A 21907-nucleotide genomic window follows, 5' to 3' on the forward strand; every position below is an offset into this window, starting at 1 on the left:
ACGTGCTCTTCCCCGCGGAGGTGGCGACATGCTGAAGCGGCGGCTCCTGGGTGTCGCGTTCATCGCGGTCATCGCCCTCTTCCTGAGCGTCACAGTGGCGCTGTACAACGACGCGTTCACCGAGGTCGTGCGGGTGACGGTGAAGACGGACCGGGTCGGCAACCAGCTGCTGGTCGACTCGGACGTCAAGGTGCGCGGCATGGTCGTCGGCCAGGTGGAGGACATCCGGACCTCCGGTGACGGCGCCGAGCTCGGCCTGGCCCTGGACCCGGAGCAGGTCGAGCACATCCCCGGCAACGTCTCCGCGCGGCTGCTGCCGAAGACGCTGTTCGGCGAGCGGTACGTGAACCTGGTGCTGCCCGAGCGGCGCGCGGAACCGCTGGCCGAGGGCGACGTCATCGAGCAGGACCGGTCCAGCTCCGCCGTCGAGCTGGAACGCGTGCTCGACGACCTGCTGCCGGTGCTCCAGGCCGTGCAGCCGGAGAAGCTGGCCACCACGCTGACCGCGATGTCGCAGGCGCTGGAGAACCGGGGCAGGCCGCTCGGCGAGACGCTGGTCCAGCTCGACTCCTACCTGGGCGAGTTCAACCCGCAGCTGCCGGAGCTGAAGGACGGCATCAGCCGGCTGGCCGACGTCTCGGACGTCTACGCCGACGCCGCGCCCGACCTGGTGCAGGCGCTGTCCGACGCCACCGTCACCAGCCGCACGCTGGTGGAGCAGCGGGAGGACCTGCTCACCATGTACGGCACGCTGACCACCACCGCGCTCGACCTGAACAGCTTCCTCGCGGTGAACCGGAACAACCTGATCCAGCTCGCCGACGTCAGCCGGCCGACGCTGGACCTGCTGGCCAAGTACGCGCCCGAGTACCCGTGCCTGCTCAAGGGCCTCTCCGAGTTCAAGCCGATCATGGACGAGGTGTTCGGCAAGGGCACCGACGAGCCGGGCCTGCACATCACGCTGGAGGTCACCGCGAGCCGCGGCAAGTACGAGCCGGGCGAGGACGACCCGGAGTACGCCGACAAGCGCGGCCCGCGCTGCTACGACATCGTGCCGCGGCCCGACCCGTTCCCGCAGTACCCGCCGGAGGGCCCGGTGAAGGACGGCTCGTCGTCACCGCCGCCCGCGCGCTCGGCCACCGACGGCGTGCTGCCGCCGAACACCGGGACGATCCGGGAGGACGGCACGGTCGTGTCGTCGTTCGGCGGCGTGCCGTCGCTGGCGAACTCGCCGGAGGAGCAGGACTTCCTGGCCGCGCTGCTCGCGCCCCAGTTCGGGGTGGGGGAGGACGAGATGCCGAGCTTCACCGCGCTGCTGCTCGGCCCCCTGTACCGGGGAGCGGAGGTGACCGCGTGAGGTCCCTGGCCGCGCCGCTGCTCAAGCTCGGGGTGTTCGCCCTGGTCACGATCATGGCGACCGCGCTGCTCGCGGTGACCATCTCCAACGTCGGCTTCTCCGGCGCCACCGGCTACACCGCCCGGTTCACCGACGTGACGGCGCTCAACGAGGGCGACGACATCCGCATCGCGGGCGTCCGGGTCGGCCAGGTGGACGGCATCCGGGTGGTCGACCGGCGGCTGGCCGAGGTCGAGTTCTCGCTGGTGGGCGACCGCGCGCTGCCCCGCTCGGTCACCGCGACGATCAAGTACCGCAACCTCGTCGGCCAGCGGTACATCGCGCTGGACCACGGCGTCGGCGACGCGTCCGCGCTCGAACCGGGCGGCGTCATCCCGCTGGAGCGCACCAAGCCGGCGCTCGACCTGACCGTGCTGTTCAACGGCTTCAAGCCGCTGTTCCAGGCGCTGAACCCGGACGACGTGAACCGGCTGTCGAGCGAGATCATCAAGGTGCTCCAGGGCGAGGGCGGCACGATCGACAGCCTGCTGCGCCACACCGCGTCGCTGACGTCCACGCTGGCGAGCCGCGACCAGGTGATCGGCGAGGTGATCGACAACCTCAACGCCGTGCTGGACACCGTCAACTCGCGCACCGAGCAGGTGGCCGCGCTGGTCACCACGCTCCAGGAGCTGACGACGGGCCTGGCGGGCGACCGGCAGCCGATCGGCGACGCGATCAGCGCCATGGGCGAGCTGACCACGACCACGGCCGACCTGCTCGACCAGGCGCGGCAGCCGTTGAAGGACGACATCGCCAACCTCGGCCTGGTAGCCCGGACGCTGGGCGACCACGAGGCGGTCGTGGAGGGCGTCATCCAGCGCCTGCCGACCAAGATCGAGGCGATGTCGCGGACCGCGTCCTACGGCTCCTGGTTCAACTTCTTCCTGTGCGAGGGCACCGGTCAGGTCGCCGTGCCGCCGATCATCAACGACCCCGTCCCGATCACGGCCCTGCCCGTCACCCAGCCGAGGTGCCGCCGATGAAACCGCCCCAGAACCAGGACCGGCAGCGCAACCCGGTGGTGGTCGGCGCGGTGAGCCTCACCGTGATCGCCCTGCTGCTGCTCGCCGCGTTCAACTCCGACGACCTGCCGATCATCGGCGGCGGCACCGCGTACTCGGCCGAGTTCACCGAGGCGGCGGGCCTGGTCCCGGCCAACGAGGTGCGGGTGGCCGGGGTCAAGGTCGGCAAGGTGACCGACGTCGAGCTGGACGGCGACAAGGTGCGGGTGTCGTTCCGGGTGAAGGACGCCTGGATCGGCGACCGCACCACCGCGGTGATCCGGATCAAGACCCTGCTCGGGCAGAAGTTCCTGGCGCTGGACCCGCAGGGCTCGCGGCCGCTGGACCCGGGCGAGCCGATCCCGCGCGAGCGCACGCTGTCGCCGTACGACGTGCAGGAGGCGTTCAACGGCCTGGCGACCACGGTCGAGGAGATCGACACCGACCAGCTGGCGACCAGCTTCCAGGTGCTGTCGGAGACGTTCCAGGGCTCGGCGGAGAGCGTGCGCGGCGCGTTGGACGGCCTGTCGGCGCTGTCGAGGACGATCTCCTCGCGCGACGAGCAGCTGGCGCGGCTGCTGGCCAACACCAACCAGGTCACCAAGACCCTGGCCGACCGCAACGAGCAGTTCGAGAAGCTGCTCGCGGACGGCAACCTGCTGCTGGAGGAGCTGCGCGTCCGGCGGGACGCGATCGGCGCGCTGCTGCGGGGCACCCGCCTGCTGTCGGCGGAGCTGTCCGGCCTGGTCGCCGACAACTCGGCCCAGCTGCGGCCCGCGCTGGAGCAGCTGGACCGGGTCACCACCGTGCTGCAGCGCAACCAGGACTCGCTGGACCGGAGCCTGGCGCTGATGGGCCCGTTCTTCCGGGTGTTCGCGAACACCCTCGGCAACGGCCGCTGGTTCGACGTCTACATCTGCGGCCTGCTGCCGCCGTCGGTGAACCTCGGCCTGGTCGGCTTCAACGAAGAGGGCTGCCTGCCCCCCGGCGTGCAGCGCTCTGCTCCCGCGGGGGGTGGTAACCGATGACGACCACCAGGGCAGGCCGTGACCTGGCCCGCGTCGTGGCGATCGCGTGCGTGCTCGCGCTCGTGACCGCGGCCGCGGTGTGGTGGGTCTTCGACGGCGCGAACAGCCGCCGCGTGACCGCCGTGTTCGGCGCGGCCGTCGGCGTCTACCCCGGCTCGGACGTGCGGGTGCTCGGCGTGCGGGTCGGCGGCATCGAGGAGGTCGAGCCGCGGGGCGAGACGGTCCGGGTGGTGATGTCGCTGGACCGCTCGGTGCGGGTGCCCGCGGACGCGCAGGCGGTCGTGGTCGCGCCCAGCGTGGTCAGCGACCGGTACGTGCAGCTCGCGCCCGCCTACACCGGCGGCGAGGTGCTGGGCGACAACGCCACCATCCCGCGCGAGCGCACCGCCACCCCGGTCGAGCTGGACGAGCTGTACGCGAGCCTGAACGAGCTGACCACCGCCCTCGGGCCGAACGGCGCCAACCAGGACGGCGCGCTGTCGCGGCTGCTCGACTCGGCGGCGGCCAACCTCCGGGGCAACGGCCAGGCGCTCGGCGACACCGTCAAGCAGCTCGGCGACGCCACCCGCACGCTGTCCGGCTCGAAGGACGACCTGTTCGGCACCGTGGACAACCTGCAGAAGTTCACCGGCATGCTGGCCGCGAACGACAGCCAGGTGCGCGACTTCAACCGGCAGCTGGCCGAGGTCGCCGGGTTCCTCGCGGACGAGCGGGAGAACCTGGGCGGCGCGCTGAACGAGCTGGCCACCGCGCTCGGCCAGGTCCAGGGGTTCATCCAGGACAACCGGGCCGCGCTCAAGTCCAACGTGGACAAGCTGGCCGGCATCACCCAGGTCCTGGTCGACCAGCGCGCGTCGCTCGCCGAGGCGCTGGACGTCGGCCCGCTGGCCCTGGGCAACCTCCAGAACGCCTACAACGCGGCCTCCGGCACGCTCGACACGCGGGCCGACCTGAACGAGCTGAACCAGCCGCCGATCGTGCTGGTCTGCAAGCTCGTCCAGGGCGTCGAGCCCGGCCGGGTGCCCGGCGTGCTGGCCGAGACGTGCCGCCAACTGGAGCCGCTGCTCACCGGCGCGGTGCCGTTGAAGACGCCGGCCGAGGTGCTGGGCGACCTGTCCCAGGGCAAGCTGCCGCTGCCCCTGCCGCTCGCGGGGGTGCCCCAGTGAGGCGGCGGTGGGGTGTCGCGGCGCTCGCGCTCGTGCTGACCGGCTGCGGCTCGGGCGGCTTCGACGGCGTCTACACCATGCCGCTGCCCGGCGGCGCGGACGTCGGCGACCGGCCGTACTCGGTGAAGGTGCACTTCAAGGACGTGCTGGACCTCGTGCCGCAGGCCGGCGTGAAGGTCAACGACGTGCCGGTGGGCCGGGTCGACCGGATCGACCTCGGCGCCGACGGCTGGACCGCCGAGGTGACCGTGCTGGTCAACGGCGACGTGGAGCTGCCGGGCAACTCGGTCGCCAGGCTGCGCCAGTCCGCGCTGCTCGGCGAGAAGTACGTGGAGCTGGCCGGACCCGCCGAGGGGCGCGAAGAGGGCTCCCTGGGCGACGGCTCGGTCATCCCGGTCGACCGGACCAACCGCAACCCCGAGGTCGAAGAGGTCTTCGGCGCGCTGTCCATGCTGCTCAACGGCGGTGGCATCGCCCAGCTCCAGGACATCAGCCGGGAGCTGAGCGCGGCCCTGGAGGGCAACGAGCCGCAGGTCCGGTCGCTGCTGCACAACCTGAACGCGCTGGTCGGCGACCTCGACGCGCACAAGGGCGAGATCACCCGCGCGCTGGACGGCCTCAACCGGCTCGGCGGCACGCTGAACGCCCAGCGCGACCGGATCACCGGTGTGCTGGACGGCCTGGAGCCCGGCCTGAAGGTGCTCAGCGAGCAGCGCACCCAGCTCGTCACGCTGCTCCAGTCGCTGGACGCGCTGTCCGACGTCGCGGTCGACACGGTGAACAGGTCCAAGGAGGACGTCGTGGCCGACCTCAGGGCGTTGACGCCCACGCTGCAGAAGCTGGTCGAGGCGGGCACGAACCTGCCCAACGCCTTCGAGCTGCTGCTGACCTACCCGTTCCCGGACTCGGCGGTGGACGCCATCAAGGGCGACTACACGAACCTGTACGCCGACATCGACCTGGACCTGGGCAACGTCGTGGACAACCTGGGCCGGTCGCGGCAGTCGCCGCTGCCGAGCCTGCCGGGGCTGCCCGGCGTCGACGGCACCGCGCCGTCCCTGCCGCTGCCCCTGCCCAACCTGCCCCTGCCGCTGCCCGCGCTGCCGGGCGCGGGGTCGTCGGGGCTGGGCGACCTGCTCGGCGGACTGCTCGGGGGTGGGCGGTGATCCCCGGTCGGATCAAGCTCCAGATCGGCGCGTTCGTGCTGATCGCCCTGGTCGGCGTCAGCTACGTCGGCGCCCGGTACGTCGGGCTGGGCCGGGTGTTCGGCGCGTCCGGGTACGTGGTGACGGTGCAGCTCGCCGACTCCGGCGGCGTGTTCACCAACGGCGAGGTGACCTACCGCGGCGTGGCCGTCGGCCGGGTCGGGCAGCTGCGGCTGACCGCCGACGGGCTGGAGGTCGACCTCGACATCGACCCGGACGCGCCCGCCATCCCCGCCGACCTGGAGGCCGTGGTCGCCAACCGGTCCGCGGTCGGCGAGCAGTTCGTCGACCTGCGCCCGCGCGGCGAGGACGGGCCGTACCTGGAGGACGGCTCGGTCATCCCGCGGTCGGCCACCAGGACCCCGCCGCCGGTGGACGGCCTGCTGACCAACCTGGACGAGTTCGCCAAGTCGGTGCCGACGGACTCGCTGCGGACCGTGGTGGACGAGCTGGACCTGGCGTTCAACGGCGCCGGACCCGACCTGCAGGTGCTGCTGGACAACACCAGGGCGTTCACCCAGGCGGCGACCGAGCACCTGCCGCAGACGAAGGCGCTGCTGGACGACGGGCTGGTCGTGCTGAACACGCAGGCGTCGCAGGGCAGCGCGATCCGGTCGTTCTCCACCGACCTGCGGGCGCTGGCCGACCAGCTGAAGAACTCCGACGCCGACCTGCGCCGGCTCATCGGGGTGTCGCCGCAGGCCGCCGAGCAGGTGTCGGCGCTGCTGCGGGAGACCGGGCCCAACCTGGGCGTGGTGCTGGCCAACCTGCTGACCACCGGGAACATCCTGGTGACCAGGTTGGACGGGCTGGAGCAGATCGCCGTGACGTACCCGATCATCGTCGGTGGCGGGTTCAGCGTGGCCAAGGGCGACGGCACGGGCGCGCACTTCGGGCTGGCCCTGAACGTGTTCGACCCGCCGCCGTGCACGGTCGGCTACGACGGCACCGCGATCCGGCAGGGGACCGACACCACGCCGGCCGAGTTCAACACGCAGGCATACTGCGCGCTGGCCAAGGGCAGCGCCACCGGCGTGCGAGGCGCCCAGAACGCGCCTTACGGTGGCACCCCGGCCACGACGCCGACGGGTGACGCGACGTCGCAGCCGGGTCGGGAGCCGACCTCCGGCGAGGCCGTCCCCGAGGCGCCGCTGCTGACCAGCCTGGGGCAGTTGCTCGGTCTGCCGGGCTGAGGAGGGGTGCGGATGGACGTTCGTCGTTGGGCGCTGCCGGTCGCGGCCGTGCTCGCGGTGCTGGCCCTCGGCTACGCGCTGTGGGCGGGTGTGTCGTGGTGGAGCGCGTCCTCGAACGACTCGGTGGCGTTCTCGCGCGAGCGCGAGGAGGTGCTGCGGGTCGGGCAGGTCGGGATCGCGAACTTCACCACCCTCGACCACACCAAGGTCGACCAGGACCTGGACCGGTGGCTGGAGTCGTCGACCGGCGAGCTGCGCGAGGAGATCGAGACCGGTCGGGACAGCCGCAGGAAGCAGATCGAGGACGCGAAGACGGTGACCGCGAGCCGGGTGCTCGACGCGGCCGTGACGGAACTCGACGCGCGGGCCGGCAAGGCGCACCTGATCGCGGTCGTGGAGACCACGGTGACGCCCGAGGGCGGGCAGGCGGTGAAGAAGGTCAACCGCTACCAGGCGGACCTGACCCGCACCGATGACGGTTGGAAGCTCAGCGCGCTGGGGCCGGTCGCGGCCGGCGGCGCGTGACCCGAGGAGATGACGTCCGTGCCACCGCCCCGCCGCCGCCCCGTCCCGAGCACCCCGACCACCCGACCTCGCGTCGCCGGCCTGCGCAAACGCCCCGAGCACCGTCCCGAGCAAGGCTCCGAGCAAGGCCCCACGCCGGGACCTGACACCGCAGCCGAACCCGCCGGGAACCCCCCGTCCGCGACCACCGCCGCCCGCACACCCGCCACCTCCCCACCCACCGACACCGCCGCCGAGCCGACTGCCGCCGAGCCATCCGCCGCCAAGCCGGCCGCTGCCGACCAGAACGCCGCCTCGCCGACCGCCGAGCCGGTTGCCGACACCGCCGAACCGGCCGCCGAAGGCGCCCCGTCAGCGGACTCGTCGCACCTCGGCCTGATCGAGCCGGGCGGGTCCGCCGCCGAGCCCATCGCCGAGCCCACCGCCGAGCCCACCGCCGAACCCTCGCCCCGTCCGCGCCCACGCCCGCGCCCGACCGGCCGCCGCAAGCGCGCCGGCGAGGCCGTCGCGCCGAGCGTGCTGGACGACCCGACCGACCCGACCGACGCAGCCGACACCGTCCACACCGACCCGGCCGACACCGACACCAGCGACACCGACACCGACGCGGCCGACTGGGCGGCCCGGCACAACGAGACCCCGACCCGCTCCGCCAAGTCCACCCTGGTCCTGACCACCGCCCTGGTCGTCCTGGCCGGCCTGCTGCTCGGCCTCGGCCTGTGGTTCCAGGGCCGCGCGGACGACGTCGACTACAACCAGGCCCTGGTCGACAGCGCCGGCACCACCGAGGTCGCGGGCCAGGCCCGCGAGGCCGTCGAGAAGGCGTTCTCCTACAACTTCGCCGACGTCGCCGCCACCGAGGAAGCGGCCGACGAGCTGCTGGTCGGCAAGGCCAAGTGCCAGTACGACGCGATCTTCGGCCCGGTCCGCACGCTCGCCCCCGAGCAGAAGCTCGTGGTCACCGTGAAGGCCGTCTCCAGCGGCGTGACCTCGCTCGACGGGGACCGCGCCACCGTGCTCCTCTTCCTCGACCAGGTCACCACCCGCACGACCGACAACCAGAGCGGCGGCGGGATCGCGATGATGCGGGCGAGCGCGCAGAGGGTCAACGGCCGGTGGAAGGTCGACAACATGGAGATGTTCGGCCAGAGCGCCGACCAGGCGGCCGGGACCTCGAAGTGCTGACCAGGGAGTCCACTCAGGACTCCGGACCCGGTTTCAACCCTCAGCACAACGTGATCTGCGCCACACTTCAACCCTGGTGACCGAACGAAATCGCAACCATCTCCCTTCGGGGTCTGAACACCCGCCAAAGGTTCACGCCGGCTCACGCCCATGTATTTTCGCAGGTCACGGCGATAACTGCGTGTTAACACGGCTTGCGCCAGTGGAGTGATCGCCGCGTGGCATCTTGACTGTGAGCGTCAGCGGGGTCACTCTGTCGGTGAGCACGAGAAAGGTCCTTCCAGGTGCCTCTCGACAGTTGCCGCGCGCGTGGCTAGACTGCTCCTTTGCGCTGCCCTCTTTCCGTTTGCCCTTCGCCGAGAGCTGGATTGCCGGGCATCGCCGCACCCTTGACAGCCGTGCTAGTTCCGCTGACTAGCCAGCTACCTGTCCCTGGAAGGACGCATCTTGGCGATCTCTCGCGCGACCAAGGCCACTGCTGCGACCAACTCCACGTCGGGGATTCCCGGAGCGCCGAAGCGAGTCTCTTTCGCGAAGATCCACGAACCGCTTCAGACGCCCAACCTGCTCGACCTGCAGATCCAGTCGTTCGAATGGCTCACCGGCGACGAGGCGTGGTTCCAGCGCCGCGTCGACGAGGGTGACGAGGCGCCGACGGGCGGCCTCGAGGAGGTCTTGAACGAGATCTCCCCGATCGAGGACTTCTCCGGCTCGATGTCGCTCTCCTTCTCCGACCCGCGCTTCGACGAGGTCAAGGCCTCGACCGAGGAGTGCAAGGACAAGGACATGACGTACGCCGCCCCGTTGTTCGTCACGGCGGAGTTCACCAACCACACCACCGGCGAGATCAAGAGCCAGACGGTGTTCATGGGTGACTTCCCGATGATGACCGACAAGGGCACGTTCATCATCAACGGCACCGAGCGGGTCGTGGTTTCCCAGCTCGTCCGCTCGCCGGGTGTCTACTACGACACCGCGATCGACAAGACGACCGACAAGGACGTCTTCAGCGTCAAGATCATCCCGTCCCGGGGTGCCTGGCTGGAGTTCGACGTCGACAAGCGCGACACCGTCGGCGTCCGCATCGACCGCAAGCGCCGCCAGCCGGTGACCGTGCTGCTGAAGGCCCTGGGTTGGACCACCGAGCAGATCCGCGAGCGCTTCTCCTTCAGCGAGACGCTGCTGACGACGCTGGAGAAGGACCACACCGCGGGCACCGACGAGGCGTTGCTCGACATCTACCGCAAGCTGCGTCCGGGCGAGCCGCCGACGAAGGAGTCCGCGCAGGCGCTGCTGGAGAACCTGTTCTTCAAGGACAAGCGCTACGACCTGGCCAAGGTCGGCCGGTACAAGGTCAACAAGAAGCTGGGCCTGGCCACGCCGATCACCACCGGCGTGCTGACCGAGGACGACATCGTCACGACGATCGAGTACCTGGTCCGCCTGCACGCCGGTGAGACGTCGATGCAGCCGGGCGAGACCGAGGTGCCCGTCGAGGTCGACGACATCGACCACTTCGGCAACCGCCGCCTGCGCACCGTCGGCGAGCTGATCCAGAACCAGATCCGGGTCGGCCTGTCCCGCATGGAGCGCGTCGTCCGCGAGCGCATGACGACCCAGGACGTCGAGGCCATCACGCCGCAGACCCTGATCAACATCCGCCCGGTGGTGGCGGCGATCAAGGAGTTCTTCGGCACCTCCCAGCTGTCGCAGTTCATGGACCAGACGAACCCGCTCGCGGGCCTGACCCACAAGCGCCGCCTGTCGGCGCTGGGCCCCGGTGGTCTGTCCCGTGAGCGGGCCGGCATGGAGGTCCGCGACGTCCACCCGTCGCACTACGGCCGCATGTGCCCGATCGAGACGCCGGAAGGCCCGAACATCGGCCTGATCGGCTCGCTGTCCTCCTACGGGCGGGTCAACCCGTTCGGCTTCATCGAGACGCCGTACCGCAAGGTCGTCGACGGCCGGGTCACCGACCAGATCGACTACCTGACGGCGGACGAAGAGGACCGCTACGTCAAGGCCCAGGCGAACGCCAGCATCGACGACGAGGGCAACTTCCTCGAGGAGAAGGTGCTGGTCCGCAAGAAGGGCGGCGAGGTCGAGATGATCGACCCGTCCGACGTGGACTACATGGACGTCTCGCCGCGGCAGATGGTGTCGGCCGCGACCGCGATGATCCCGTTCCTGGAGCACGACGACGCGAACCGCGCCCTGATGGGCGCGAACATGCAGCGCCAGGCGGTGCCGCTGCTGCGCAGCGAGTCCCCGCTGGTCGGCACCGGCATGGAGCTGCGCGCCGCGGTCGACGCCGGCGACGTCGTGGTGGCCAAGAAGACCGGTGTGGTCGAGGAGATCTCCGCCGACTACGTCACGGTCATGGCCGACGACGGCTCGCGGCAGACCTACGGCCTGCACAAGTTCCGCCGGTCGAACCAGGGCACCTGCATCAACCAGAAGCCCATCGTGAACGAGGGCGACCGGGTGCAGGCGACCCAGGTGCTGGCCGACGGCCCGTGCACCGAGAACGGCGAGATGGCGCTGGGCAAGAACCTGCTCGTCGCGATCATGCCGTGGGAGGGCCACAACTACGAGGACGCGATCATCCTGTCGCAGCGCCTCGTCCAGGACGACGTCCTGACCTCGATCCACATCGAGGAGCACGAGATCGACGCGCGGGACACCAAGCTGGGCGCCGAGGAGATCACCCGGGACATCCCGAACGTCTCCGAGGAGGTCCTGGCGGACCTGGACGAGCGCGGCATCATCCGGATCGGCGCCGAGGTCCAGCCCGGCGACATCCTGGTCGGCAAGGTCACGCCCAAGGGCGAGACCGAGCTGACCCCGGAGGAGCGCCTGCTCCGCGCGATCTTCGGCGAGAAGGCGCGCGAGGTGCGCGACACGTCGCTGAAGGTGCCGCACGGCGAGTACGGCAAGGTCATCGGCATCCGCGTGTTCAGCCGCGAGGACGACGACGAGCTGCCCCCCGGCGTGAACGAGCTGGTCCGGGTCTACGTCGCCCAGAAGCGCAAGATCCAGGACGGCGACAAGCTCGCCGGCCGGCACGGCAACAAGGGCGTCATCGGCAAGATCCTCCCGGTCGAGGACATGCCGTTCCTGGAGGACGGCACCCCGGTCGACATCGTGCTGAACACGCACGGCGTGCCGCGTCGTATGAACATCGGCCAGGTGCTGGAGACCCACCTCGGGTGGATCGCCAAGCAGGGCTGGAGCATCAACGGCGACCCGGACTGGGCGAAGAACCTGCCGGCGGAGCTGTACGACGTCGAGCCCGGCACGAAGACCGCGACCCCGGTGTTCGACGGCGCCCGCGAGGACGAGATCACCGGTCTGCTCGGCTCGACGGTCCCGAACCGCGACGGCGAGCGGATGGTCAAGGAGAACGGCAAGGCGGTGCTCCTCGACGGGCGCAGCGGCGAGCCGTACCCCTTCCCGGTGTCGGTCGGCTACATGTACATCCTGAAGCTGCTGCACCTGGTCGACGACAAGATCCACGCCCGGTCGACCGGCCCGTACTCGATGATCACGCAGCAGCCGCTGGGTGGTAAGGCGCAGTTCGGTGGCCAGCGGTTCGGTGAGATGGAGTGCTGGGCGATGCAGGCGTACGGCGCCGCCTACACGCTCCAGGAACTGCTCACGATCAAGTCCGACGACGTGCTCGGCCGCGTGAAGGTCTACGAGGCCATCGTCAAGGGCGAGAACATCCCGGAACCGGGTATCCCGGAGTCCTTCAAGGTGCTGCTCAAGGAGCTGCAGTCGCTGTGCCTCAACGTCGAGGTGCTGTCCTCGGACGGCGCCGCGATCGAGATGCGCGACGGCGACGACGAAGACCTCGAGCGCGCGGCCGCGAACCTCGGCATCAACCTGTCGCGGTCCGAGTCGCCGTCCGTGGACGACGTCGTCAACTGACGCCCGCCGGTCACCGGGGACGCCTCCCGCGTCCCCGGTGACCCAGCCACCAGCACCCCAAGCAGCACCGAACCAAAAAGGGGAAGAGAGTAGACGTGCTCGACGTCAACTTCTTCGATGAGCTTCGCATCGGTCTCGCGACCGCGGACGACATCCGCCAGTGGTCCTACGGCGAGGTCAAGAAGCCCGAGACCATCAACTACCGCACGCTCAAGCCGGAGAAGGACGGCTTGTTCTGCGAGAAGATCTTCGGTCCCACCCGGGACTGGGAGTGCTACTGCGGCAAGTACAAGCGCGTCCGCTTCAAGGGCATCATCTGCGAGCGCTGCGGCGTCGAGGTGACCCGCGCCAAGGTGCGCCGCGAGCGGATGGGCCACATCGAACTGGCCGCGCCCGTCACGCACATCTGGTACTTCAAGGGCGTCCCCAGCCGGTTGGGCTACCTGCTCGACCTGGCCCCGAAGGACCTCGAGAAGATCATCTACTTCGCGGCCTACGTGATCGTGGGCGTGAACGCCGAGCTGCGCCACAACGACCTGCCCACGCTCGAGAACGAGATGCAGGTCGAGCGCAAGCGCGTCGAGAACCGCCGCGACGCCGACGTCGAGGCGCGGGCCCAGAAGCTGGAAGCCGACCTGGCCGAGCTGGAGGCGGAGGGCGCCAAGTCCGACGTCCGCCGCAAGGTCAAGGAGGGCGGCGAGCGCGAGATGCGCCAGCTCCGCGACCGGGCCCAGCGCGAGCTGGACCGGCTCGACGAGATCTGGTCCACGTTCACCAAGCTGGAGCGCGCCCAGCTGATCGCGGACGAGCTGCTGTACCGCGAGCTGTACGACCGCTACGGCGACTACTTCACCGGCGCCATGGGCGCGGAGGCCATCCAGAAGCTCCTGGGTGACTACGACGTCGACGCCGAGGCCGACGTGCTGCGCGAGACCATCCGCAGCGGCAAGGGCCAGAAGAAGCTGCGCGCCCTCAAGCGGCTCAAGGTGGTCGCCGCCTTCCAGGCGACCCGCAACAACCCGCAGGGCATGGTGCTGGACTGCGTCCCGGTCATCCCGCCGGACCTGCGCCCGATGGTGCAGCTCGACGGTGGCCGCTTCGCCACGTCCGACCTGAACGACCTGTACCGCCGCGTCATCAACCGCAACAACCGCCTCAAGCGGCTGATCGACCTCGGCGCGCCCGAGATCATCGTCAACAACGAGAAGCGGATGCTGCAGGAGGCCGTCGACGCGCTGTTCGACAACGGCCGCCGCGGCCGGCCGGTGACGGGCCCGGGCAACCGGCCGCTCAAGTCGCTGTCCGACCTGCTCAAGGGCAAGCAGGGCCGGTTCCGCCAGAACCTGCTCGGCAAGCGCGTCGACTACTCCGGCCGTTCGGTCATCGTGGTCGGCCCGCAGCTGAAGCTGCACCAGTGCGGCCTGCCCAAGCAGATGGCGCTGGAGCTGTTCAAGCCGTTCGTGATGAAGCGGCTGGTCGACCTCAACCACGCGCAGAACATCAAGTCCGCCAAGCGGATGGTGGAGCGCGCGCGCCCCGCCGTGTGGGACGTGCTGGAAGAGGTCATCACCGAGCACCCCGTGCTGCTGAACCGCGCGCCCACGCTGCACCGGCTGGGCATCCAGGCGTTCGAGCCGCAGCTGGTCGAGGGCAAGGCGATCCAGCTGCACCCGCTCGTCTGCGAGGCGTTCAACGCCGACTTCGACGGTGACCAGATGGCGGTCCACCTGCCGCTGTCCGCCGAGGCGCAGGCCGAGGCGCGCGTGCTGATGCTGTCGTCGAACAACATCCTCTCGCCCGCGTCGGGCAAGCCGCTGGCCATGCCCCGACTGGACATGGTGACCGGCCTGTACCACCTGACGCGGCTGAAGGAGAACGACCTCGGCCAGGGCCAGGCGTACTCGTCCCCGGCCGAGGCGCTGATGGCGTTCGACCGCAAGGTCCTCGGCCTGCAGTCCATGGTCAAGATCCGGATCACGGACAAGAACCCGCCGAAGGGCGCCGAGCCCGAGGGCTGGGAGCCCGGTCAGCCGTGGCTGGCCGAGACCACCCTCGGCCGGGTGCTGTTCAACGAGGTCCTGCCGCAGGACTACCCGTTCATCAACGAGGTCATGCCCAAGAAGCGGCAGGCCACGATCATCAACGACCTGGCCGAGCGGTACCCGATGGTCACCGTCGCCCGGACGCTGGACAAGCTGAAGGACGCCGGTTTCTACTGGGCCACCCGGTCGGGCGTCACGGTCGCGATCTCCGACGTGCTCGTGCCGGAGGCCAAGCAGGGCATCCTGGACGAGTACGAGAAGCTCGCCGACGCGGTGGAGAAGCGCTACCAGCGCGGTCAGCTCTCCCACACCGAGCGCAACAACGAGCTCGTCAAGGTGTGGACCAAGGCCACCGAAGAGGTCGCCGAGGTCATGGAGGCCAACTTCCCCGAGGACAACTCGATCCGCATGATCGTGGCGTCCGGGGCGGCGGGCAACATGACCCAGGTCCGCTCCCTGGCCGGCATGCGCGGTCTGGTGACCAACCCGAAGGGCGAGTACATCCCGCGCCCGATCAAGAACTCGTTCCGCGAGGGCTTGTCGGTGCTGGAGTACTTCATCGCCACGCACGGCGCCCGCAAGGGCCTGGCCGACACCGCGCTGCGGACCGCCGACTCGGGTTACCTGACCCGTCGTCTGGTGGACGTCTCGCAGGACGTCATCATCCGCGAGATCGACTGCGGCACCACGCGCGGCGTGAACATGACGGTCGGCGAGCGGCAGGGCGACAAGGTCGTGCTGGCCGAGTTCGCGCAGACCAGCGTGTACGCGCGGACCATCGCCGAGGACATCACCGACGCCGGTGGCAACACCGTGCTCAACCGCGGTGACGACCTGGGCGACCCGGCGCTGGCGACGCTCGTCGAGGCGGGCGTGACCAGGGTCAAGGTCCGCTCGGTGCTGACCTGCGAGTCCGCGGTCGGCGTGTGCGCGTCCTGCTACGGCCGTTCGATGGCGACCGGCAAGCTGGTCGACGTCGGCGAGGCCGTCGGCATCGTGGCCGCGCAGTCCATCGGTGAGCCCGGCACGCAGCTGACCATGCGCACGTTCCACCAGGGTGGTGTGGCCGGTGACGACATCACCACCGGTCTGCCCCGCGTGCAGGAGCTGTTCGAGGCCCGGGTGCCGAAGGGCAAGGCGCCCATCGCGGACGTCGACGGCCGGGTGCGCATCGAGGACGGCGACCGGTTCTGGAAGATCACCCTCATCCCGGACGACGGGTCCGAGGAGATCATCTTCGAGAAGCTGTCCAAGCGCCAGCGGCTGGCGAACACGGTCACCGGTCCGCTCCAGGACGGCGACCACGTGCACGTGGGCCAGCAGCTGCTGGAGGGCACGCCCGACCCGCACGAGGTGCTGCGCGTGATGGGTCCCCGCGAGGCCCAGCTGCACCTGGTGCAGGAGGTCCAGAAGGTCTACCGGGCCCAGGGCGTGGCGATCCACGACAAGCACATCGAGGTCATCGTCCGGCAGATGCTGCGCCGGGTGACGATCATCGACTCGGGCGCCACCGAGTTCCTGCCGGGCTCGCTGGTCGAGCGCGCGGAGTTCGAGTCGGGCAACCGGGCCGTGGTGGCCGAGGGCGGCGAGCCCGCCGCCGGTCGTCCGGTGCTGATGGGCATCACGAAGGCGTCGCTGGCCACGGACTCGTGGCTGTCGGCGGCCTCCTTCCAGGAGACGACGAGGGTCCTGACCGACGCCGCGATCAACGGCCGGTCGGACAAGCTCATCGGCCTGAAGGAGAACGTGATCATCGGCAAGCTGATCCCGGCCGGCACCGGCATCAACCGGTACCGGAACATCCAGGTGCAGCCGACCGAGGAAGCGCGTGCGGCGGCGTACGCGATCCCGAGCTACGACGACGGCTACTACACGCCGGACGTCTTCGGCACGGGCACCGGCGCCGCGGTCCCGCTGGACGACTACGACTTCGGCCGCGACTACCGCTGAAGCAGTAGCCAGTAGCGCGGAAGACCCCCGGAGCCTCCCGCTCCGGGGGTCTTCCGCGTGCGACGGGGGTCAGGTGGGTCGTCCACCAGGTCGTCGCACAGCGGTGGCCCCGCACCGAGGGTGCGGGGCCACCGATTCGCAGATCAGGACGAGAAGAACAGCCCGCCCAGGCCGCGGTGCTTCCGGTGGCCGTAGTGGCCGCCGCCGCCGTAGCCCCAACCCGGCTGCTGCACCGGCTGCTGCACGTAGTGCACCTGCGCGGGGGGCGCGACCGGCGGAGGCGGGGGCGGCGGGGCCATCTGCTGCTCGAGCCGGGTGATGGCCTCCAGCTCGCCGTAGTCGAGGAAGACCCCGCGGCAGCCATCGCACTGCTCGATGTGCACGCCCATGCGGTCGAAGGTGCGCATGTTCGCATGACACTTGGGACACTGCATCGTGTGAGCCTCCTGCTCTTGACGCGATGATCCCGATATTAGCCGCGCGGAATGGGTTCGTGTGCCGACACGATCCGGGCACAAGCGTCGATCAGGGCCTCCTGGGCGTCGTTCAGCTCCGTGCCGTCGCGCTCCGCAGCGGACAGCGCACGCGCCGCCATCTGGACGACGAGCGCGCGAGCCGGGGCTTCCAGCACCGACCACGGGTCCTCCCGCGGCACCCCGGAGCCGCCCGCGTCCAGGTAGGACCCGAGCAGCCGCCCCCACGCCTCGGCGTCGAGCACGCCCGCCGCGTGCAGCGCCGCCGGCCGGGCCAGGTCCCAGGCGGGGTCGCCGAAACCGAGGTCGTCCACGTCGATCAACCGGTACCCGTCCCGCCGCACCAGCTGGCCCAGGTGCCAGTCACCGTGGATCAGCGTGGTCGCGGCCCGGTCGAACGCCGGCAACGTCCCACCGGCCCGCCGCACGAGGTCCGCCGCGGGCGTGTCGAGCACCAGGTCGCGCACCGCCCGCCGCATCCGGGGAACGGCGCCGGCCGGGGTCGGGGGCGGGTCGAAGTCGGCGGCGGTGAACCGGTGCAGCGCGGCCAGCATTCGCCCGGCGGCCTCCATCGGCAGGTCCTCGGGCTCGCCCTGCGGAACGGGCTCGCCCACCGGCCACGCCGTGACCACCCGCCCGAGCACGACCGCCGGTCGCGGGTGGCCGCCGGTCAGGTCCAGCGGCGCGAGCAGGAGGTCGGCCAGGCGCGGGTCGGCGGCCAGTCGGAGGCGGGCGGTGAGGGTGGCCGGGTCCGTGCCGCGTTCGTGGGCCTTGAGCACCACGTCCGCGACCCGGACCACGACCACGTCGCCGCGCACCGCCAGCACCTCGGGCGCGGCCCCGGCGGGGACCAGGGCCGCCATGCCCGCGATGAGATCGGAGTTCACCCCACCAGTGTGACCGGCGGTCAGGCCCCGCCCAGGCAGATCGTGGTCGCGGGCACGCTGTACACCCGCGGCTCGGCGCCCTCGGCGCACAGCCCCGGCTCGGCCCTGCCCTGGACCACCCCGGCCACCTTCACCGCACCGCCGCCGCACGCCACCTTCTCGTACAGGCTGGCCTCGCCGAACGGCGTCAGCTCCAAGCAGTCGCCCTCCCGGACGTTCAACATGAAGCACTGGTACGAGATCCGCTTGTTCTTCCGCGTACCGCTGTTGCGCACCGCGTAGTAGTCGCCGTCGGGGCACTCCGCGCCGACGCCGCCCAAGTAGTGCGCCTGCACGTAGGACGCCTGCGGCGACGCGCAGTCGACCTTGGTCATCTCCACGCGGTCGCGGGACATGCTCCCGGGCCGGGCGCAGTCGCCCGTCCTGGTCGTCGTCCGGGAGACGAAGAAGAACAGCCCGCCGACCACCAGCAGGACCACCACGCCGACCACCAGGCCGATCCTGGTGACCCCGCGCTTGCGGTCCGGCGGCGTCCGCAGCTGCTCCTGGAACGACGGGTCCTGCGAGATGAAGGCGCTCACTTGGTCGTACCCCTCAGATGGAGAGCTTCTGGTCGATGTCGGCGGCGTTCGGCGGCTCGTCGGTGACCATGTCGTGGACGTCCTTGCCGCTCTCCTGGGCCGCCCCGGCGAGCGTGGCGCCGGCGTTGCCCAGCGCGTCCTTGCCGAACTGCTGCGCGGAGCCCTTCCAGCCACCCGGCCCGATGACGTTCCCGGCGCCGTCCTCGCCGAGGAACGTCTGCATGGCGTCCTTGCCGGCGAACTTCTCCGCCGTGCCCCGCCACCACTTCGGCCCGGCCAGCCGCCCGGTCAGGACCTTGAAGACCCTGCCGATCTTCTGCAGCACCGCCGTGACCCGCTGCACGATCCGCGACACCCGGCTGACCGTGACGCCGACCTGCACGGCCGTGGCGCCCGCCGCCGCGACCTCGGACGCGCCGAGCGTGGGCACGGCCGCCGCCTGCGCGGCCAGCCACGTGATGATCAGCCACTCGACGAGGCTGGCGATCAGGTCCATCACCAGGTCGTGCGCGGTCTTCATCAGCGCCGCGCTGCCGGTGAGCAACGTCACGATGCTCTCCGCCTCACCACCGGTCTCGGCGATGCCGACGGCGAACTCGCCCAGCCGCTCCCGGCTCGCCTCGGCGGCCTCGCCCCGCCAGCTCGCCAGCCCGCCCTCGACCGTCCCGGCGAACGTCTCCGACAACGCCTTGAGGTCGGCGGCGACCTTCTCGAAGTGCCGCGCCGCCAGCGTCAGCTGCTCCTCGTCGCCGGTGACCAGCTTCAGCGCGTCGTCCAGCGGCTTGATCAGGTCGACCAGGAAGCCGAGCCCGAACGTGAGCAGCGAGTGCAGCGGGTCGGCGATGACCTCCGCGGCGCTCGGGAACTCGCCGAGGAACGACTGGATGTCGCCGACGGCCGCCTGGACCTCGACGGGGTTCCCGCTGGTCAGGCCGCCCAGCGCGTTCCAGGCGGTGGCGCCGGACTCGACCAGCCCGCTCTCGCCGACCGGTTTGAGGAAGTCGCCTTCCTCGCTGGTCCAGTAGTTGTCGTCGCGGGCCTCCTGCTCGGTGGCGACCGCCTCCAGCTCCTCCGCCACCTCAGCCACCCGCCCCGACGGACGGTGCGCGCGGCACGTCGCCGAGCTGCGCGCCGATGCCGTCCAGCGCGTCCGCGACGGCCTGGTTGACGTCGCGGTAGTGCTCACCGGTCAGCGACAGCCGGCCACCCAGCTCGCCCAGCTTCTCGGTCATCTTCCCCATGTGGTCCATGAAGGCGTTCGTCAGTTCCACGTAGTCGCCGTAGGTCAGGGCCTGCCCGAGCAGGCCCCACGAGACCTCCGGCACGATCGCGGCCGCGGCCGCCTCCTTGATCTTCCCCGCCTCCGCGGCGAGGCCGTCCACCCGCTTGCCGCAGGCGATGACCGCCTCGGCGTCCACCCCGAATGCCACGTCCTCCCCCTCAGCGCAGGATCGAGCCGAAGCCCTCGTCCGGGTCGTCGTCGCGAGGTGGCGCGGGACGGCGCGGCGGCGCGGGCGGTGGTTGCAGCGGCGGCCGGCCGGGTGGCGGGGGCGGCGGCTGGAGCGGAGGCCGGCCGGGCGGTTGGGCCCGTGGCGGCGGCGGTGGTGGTGGCACCGGCGCGGTCGGCCGCGCGTTGGCCTGCTGGAGGAACGACGCGCCGGGCGCGGGCGCGTTCGGGGGAGGGGGCGGCGGCGCCTGCCCGGCCGGGTCGACCCCGAAGACCTCCTCCTGCACCCTGTTGACCCGCGCCACGATGTCGACCTGGTCACCCGCGAACTCCTGCACCACCTCGGCCGACCGGCGCGCCGAGTCGGCGACGGCCTGCTGGAGGGTGCTCATGATCGAGCGGGACAGCGCGTGCGCCGGTATCCGCTGCGCGTCGGGCTGGAGCTGGACGTCCAGGATGGAACCACCCGGTCCAGCGACCACGGTGACCACCCGATCCGGTGAAACCGCGGTCACCCTGAGCTGCGTCATCCGGTCTTTCATGTTCTGATAACCCGCGAGTCGTGCTTCGGCCTTGCGGCCGGCCTCCTCGAGCGCGCGGGCACGTGGGTCCGTCACGGATCACCCCCCGGTAGTTCGTCTGCGTGCCCGCCCTGTCTACTCGATCAGGCGCGGACGCGGATCCGTTTTGACCGGTGGGAACCAAGCGGGGTATCTTTGGTACTCGTGCCCGACCCATGTCGGGCCGCTCCGCGTGCCTACGCGCCAGTGGTGCTGGAAAGCCGGCCGCGGTGACCTCCACGCGTAGGGGCATCCTGGGATGTCGCCTGCGGACCTGGGGCGATGTGTCGAGCGTTCGGTCCAGCCGATCGCCGCGACACGCCCGACCTCGGGTGCAGAGAGGGACCAAGTAAACAGGGCTCGTCGCCCACGCGGCGGGCACGTAAAGGGAAGAAGCAGCCGGCGTATGCCAACGATCCAGCAGCTGGTCCGCAAGGGCCGGCAGGACAAGGTCGCCAAGCAGAAGACCGCGGCGCTCAAGGGCAGCCCGCAGCGGCGCGGTGTGTGCACCCGCGTCTACACGACCACGCCCAAGAAGCCGAACTCGGCGCTGCGCAAGGTCGCCCGCGTGAAGCTGACGAGCGGTATCGAGGTCACGGCTTACATCCCCGGTGAGGGCCACAACCTGCAGGAGCACTCGATGGTGCTCGTGCGCGGCGGTCGTGTGAAGGACCTCCCCGGTGTCCGCTACAAGATCATTCGCGGTTCGCTCGACACGCAGGGCGTGAAGAACCGCAAGCAGGCTCGCAGCCGGTACGGCGCGAAGAAGGAGAAGAGCTGATGCCCCGCAAGGGACCGGCCCCGAAGCGGCCGCTGATCTCCGACCCGGTCTACAGCTCTCCGCTGGTGACCCAGCTCATCAACAAGGTGCTGGTCGACGGCAAGCGCTCCGTGGCCGAGCGGATCGTGTACGGCGCCCTCGAAGGCGCCCGCGACAAGACCGGCACCGACCCGGTCGTGACGCTGAAGCGCGCCCTGGACAACGTCAAGCCCGCGCTCGAGGTGAAGTCCCGCCGCGTCGGTGGCGCCACCTACCAGGTGCCCGTCGAGGTGAAGCCGGGCCGCTCGACCACGCTCGCGCTGCGCTGGCTGATCACCTTCTCCCGGCAGCGCCGCGAGAAGACCATGATCGAGCGCCTGATGAACGAGCTGCTCGACGCGAGCAACGGCCTGGGCGCGAGCGTCAAGCGCCGCGAGGACACGCACAAGATGGCCGAGTCGAACAAGGCCTTCGCCCACTACCGCTGGTGACGTGCCGCCGAGCGGGCGCCCCACCGCGCCCGCTCGGCGCCTCCCGGCCCTAGTGAGCCTGCTACCAGCTAGCTCAAGACAGGG

The 21907-nt window shown here is 70.6% G+C and carries 18 protein-coding genes; 12 read left to right on the forward strand and 6 right to left on the reverse strand.

Features of this window, described 5'->3' with window-relative positions:
- The first annotated feature begins 28 nt into the window (after positions 1 to 28).
- The 10 genes from AB0F89_RS09985 to AB0F89_RS10030 all read left to right on the forward strand — a co-directional run bounded on the left by AB0F89_RS09985 (position 29) and on the right by AB0F89_RS10030 (position 16624).
- Positions 29 to 1357, forward strand: coding sequence for an MCE family protein (locus AB0F89_RS09985; RefSeq protein WP_367134793.1), 1329 nt, complete (start codon positions 29 to 31; stop codon positions 1355 to 1357).
- A complete protein-coding gene (locus AB0F89_RS09990; RefSeq protein ID WP_367134795.1) occupies positions 1354 to 2382 on the forward strand; it encodes an MCE family protein in 1029 nt (342 codons plus the stop codon). Before AB0F89_RS09985 ends, AB0F89_RS09990 begins: the two co-directional genes overlap by 4 nt.
- A complete protein-coding gene (locus AB0F89_RS09995) occupies positions 2379 to 3428 on the forward strand; it encodes an MCE family protein (RefSeq protein WP_367134797.1) in 1050 nt (349 codons plus the stop codon). The genes AB0F89_RS09990 and AB0F89_RS09995 overlap by 4 nt, the downstream gene beginning before the upstream one ends.
- The gene (locus AB0F89_RS10000) at positions 3425 to 4594 is read left to right on the forward strand and encodes an MCE family protein (protein ID WP_367134799.1); all 1170 of its coding nucleotides are present in this window, start codon (positions 3425 to 3427) and stop codon (positions 4592 to 4594) included. Before AB0F89_RS09995 ends, AB0F89_RS10000 begins: the two co-directional genes overlap by 4 nt.
- Positions 4591 to 5760 (forward strand): MCE family protein, encoded by a 1170-nt coding sequence (locus tag AB0F89_RS10005; RefSeq protein ID WP_367134801.1) that lies wholly within the window; start codon positions 4591 to 4593, stop codon positions 5758 to 5760. Before AB0F89_RS10000 ends, AB0F89_RS10005 begins: the two co-directional genes overlap by 4 nt.
- Positions 5757 to 6992, forward strand: a complete 1236-nt coding sequence (locus tag AB0F89_RS10010; RefSeq protein ID WP_367134803.1) for an MCE family protein — start codon at positions 5757 to 5759, stop codon at positions 6990 to 6992. The genes AB0F89_RS10005 and AB0F89_RS10010 overlap by 4 nt, the downstream gene beginning before the upstream one ends.
- Positions 6993 to 7004: 12 nt before the next feature.
- Complete coding sequence (locus tag AB0F89_RS10015; RefSeq protein ID WP_367134805.1) at positions 7005 to 7517, forward strand: hypothetical protein; 513 nt, start codon at positions 7005 to 7007, stop codon at positions 7515 to 7517.
- Between the two features lie 9 nt (positions 7518 to 7526).
- Positions 7527 to 8702, forward strand: coding sequence for a hypothetical protein (locus tag AB0F89_RS10020; RefSeq protein WP_367134807.1), 1176 nt, complete (start codon positions 7527 to 7529; stop codon positions 8700 to 8702).
- Between the two features lie 447 nt (positions 8703 to 9149).
- Positions 9150 to 12632 (forward strand): DNA-directed RNA polymerase subunit beta, encoded by a 3483-nt coding sequence (locus AB0F89_RS10025; RefSeq protein WP_367134809.1) that lies wholly within the window; start codon positions 9150 to 9152, stop codon positions 12630 to 12632.
- A gap of 95 nt (positions 12633 to 12727) precedes the next feature.
- Positions 12728 to 16624 carry a DNA-directed RNA polymerase subunit beta' gene (locus AB0F89_RS10030; RefSeq protein WP_367134811.1) on the forward strand — a complete coding sequence of 1299 codons (3897 nt, stop codon included), beginning with the start codon at positions 12728 to 12730 and terminating at the stop codon, positions 16622 to 16624.
- 143 nt (positions 16625 to 16767) lie between these two features.
- Here AB0F89_RS10030 and AB0F89_RS10035 read toward each other — a convergent pair whose 3' ends face one another.
- Genes AB0F89_RS10035 through AB0F89_RS10060 form a run of 6 tightly spaced genes read right to left on the reverse strand, consistent with a single transcriptional unit; the run spans position 16768 to position 20629 of the window.
- Positions 16768 to 17058: a zf-TFIIB domain-containing protein gene (locus tag AB0F89_RS10035; protein ID WP_367134813.1), complete on the reverse strand. Its 291-nt coding sequence runs from the start codon at positions 17056 to 17058 to the stop codon at positions 16768 to 16770.
- Positions 17059 to 17096: 38 nt separating this feature from the next.
- The gene (locus tag AB0F89_RS10040) at positions 17097 to 17984 is read right to left on the reverse strand and encodes a phosphotransferase family protein (protein WP_367134815.1); all 888 of its coding nucleotides are present in this window, start codon (positions 17982 to 17984) and stop codon (positions 17097 to 17099) included.
- 20 nt (positions 17985 to 18004) lie between these two features.
- Entirely contained in the window at positions 18005 to 18565 is a 561-nt protein-coding gene (locus AB0F89_RS10045; RefSeq protein WP_367134817.1) for a hypothetical protein, read from the reverse strand.
- Between the two features lie 13 nt (positions 18566 to 18578).
- Positions 18579 to 19652: a hypothetical protein gene (locus AB0F89_RS10050; protein WP_367134819.1), complete on the reverse strand. Its 1074-nt coding sequence runs from the start codon at positions 19650 to 19652 to the stop codon at positions 18579 to 18581.
- On the reverse strand, positions 19645 to 19995 hold the full coding sequence (locus AB0F89_RS10055; protein ID WP_367134820.1) for a hypothetical protein: 351 nt from the start codon (positions 19993 to 19995) through the stop codon (positions 19645 to 19647). The genes AB0F89_RS10050 and AB0F89_RS10055 overlap by 8 nt, the downstream gene beginning before the upstream one ends.
- A gap of 10 nt (positions 19996 to 20005) precedes the next feature.
- Positions 20006 to 20629: a YbaB/EbfC family nucleoid-associated protein gene (locus AB0F89_RS10060; protein ID WP_367134822.1), complete on the reverse strand. Its 624-nt coding sequence runs from the start codon at positions 20627 to 20629 to the stop codon at positions 20006 to 20008.
- Between the two features lie 349 nt (positions 20630 to 20978).
- Here AB0F89_RS10060 and rpsL point away from each other — a divergent pair, with 349 nt between their 5' ends.
- Together rpsL and rpsG are read left to right on the forward strand one after the other, a co-directional pair.
- Positions 20979 to 21353: a 30S ribosomal protein S12 gene (gene rpsL, locus AB0F89_RS10065; protein WP_030473471.1), complete on the forward strand. Its 375-nt coding sequence runs from the start codon at positions 20979 to 20981 to the stop codon at positions 21351 to 21353.
- Positions 21353 to 21823, forward strand: coding sequence for a 30S ribosomal protein S7 (gene rpsG / locus AB0F89_RS10070; RefSeq protein WP_053715239.1), 471 nt, complete (start codon positions 21353 to 21355; stop codon positions 21821 to 21823). Before rpsL ends, rpsG begins: the two co-directional genes overlap by 1 nt.
- Positions 21824 to 21907: the final 84 nt, after the last annotated feature.

The organism is Saccharothrix sp. HUAS TT1 (assembly GCF_040744945.1).
GTDB lineage: Bacteria > Actinomycetota > Actinomycetes > Mycobacteriales > Pseudonocardiaceae > Actinosynnema.